This is a genomic window from Dietzia sp. NPDC055877 (assembly GCF_053615975.1).
In genome coordinates, this window is sequence record NZ_JBSHCV010000045.1 from 1 (window position 1) to 1,337 (window position 1,337).

General features: G+C 60.1%; 1 protein-coding gene. It reads right to left on the minus strand.

What is annotated here, in order from left to right; all coding sequences use genetic code 11:
* Nucleotides 1-34: 34 nt before the first annotated feature.
* Nucleotides 35-859, minus strand: coding sequence for a hypothetical protein (locus ACWGLC_RS17760; RefSeq protein ID WP_452101096.1), 825 nt, complete (start codon nt 857-859; stop codon nt 35-37).
* Between the last annotated feature and the right edge of the window lie 478 nt (nt 860-1,337).

Sequence of the window (1,337 nt, forward strand, 5' to 3'; positions counted from 1 at the left end):
AGCGCAAACCGGAATCCCAAGCGGCAGAACAGCGTCAACTTGTGGAAGTCAGGTCCGACCCCAGCGTGCCTGAGACAGCGGTGCTCAACGCATTGATCTGAGCCCTGACCCACTCAAGGCCACGCCTTGGTCCGCGGCTCTCGATCGCCCCAATCTCCTCGAGCAGATCTTGCTTCTCGTCCGCCGGCAGGTCAGCGTCTTCAACGTGATTCCGGAACTGGCTCAGCGCCGCGAGGATGTCTTCTACCGACACCTCAGGGCCGATATGGGCAGTCATCGAGTGGCCCTGTCCGCCAATCGCCTGGTTCCCAATATGTTGGGTTCCATAGTTGTCAGCCGAAACGTTCATAGTCGTCATTCCTCCGGAAAGTTGAACCTGGTCGAGACTCATCTGGCTTCTAAGGAGTCGCTGGCCCGCTGCGGTCAGACGCGCTCGGATCATTGATCCACCCCAGGCTTTGGTCCCTTCGAGGTAGCCGCCTGACTCGAGTTCCTCGACTGCCAGACTGACCTCTCGCGCGGAGAGCGACCCGGTGAAGTCCGCAGCGTCCTCACTCTTCATTAGCGCTTCTGGGGATGTCTCGGGATGAGCCGCCAGCCACTCCAGGACCCGCCTTTGCGCAAGTGAAGAGCGGTAGCTCTCGCGCATCCGGTTGGCTTCTACACGGCCACGCGTAGTCAGAATGAAGTCGAACTGACCATCTAGGGTCAGGGTGGCGTGGACTAGATCGGCAAGTTGAAGCTCGCTGTAAACAGTCTCCGCGAGTGAAGGGGGAACCACTTCGTGAGGAAGCGTGCTGGCTTGCTGTCCTGGCTGGTCGATCAACCACCGGAGTACCCGCTCTGCGTTGAACGTCATTCCAGGCATCTTGCATCTCCTTCTCCGTGGGGAGTGACTGCACGGCGGCCAGGCGGGGGTCCCGGCCGTTCTGGTCACTGTGTCATCCGGGTACGACACCAAATCCCTGCTAAGTCGATCCGCACAGCAGCCTTGTGTCGAGACGACTTGGTGAGAAGTGGGCCGCCAACGCAAGTCCAGCGAGCAGGCGCGAAATGGACATGCGCGCGGGTGGTCAACTGATGTCTCGCAAAGCTGTAGGTAGAAGAGACGGCAGGGCCGGTCGTGTTGTCCGTTTGGCGCCGACCGTGGACACGCCGACGGATGCTGCTATGTTCTCATTGAGACCTCATGCGTTTCGGAACGGCACCTCTGCGTACCCACTTTCTCGGTCTTGACCTGCCTGTTCTCGAGGCGCTCCCGTTCAATTCTTGGAGCGCGATCAGGCTCTGTTGCAAAGATTGGCGGCAGTCAGAGGTAGGCTGTCGCTCTGCGCCGA

Coding starts and splice junctions, on each gene's coding strand:
- ACWGLC_RS17760 (WP_452101096.1), bottom strand. CDS start 859: ATGACGTTCAACGCAGAGCGGGTACTCCGGTGGTTGATCGACCAGCCA.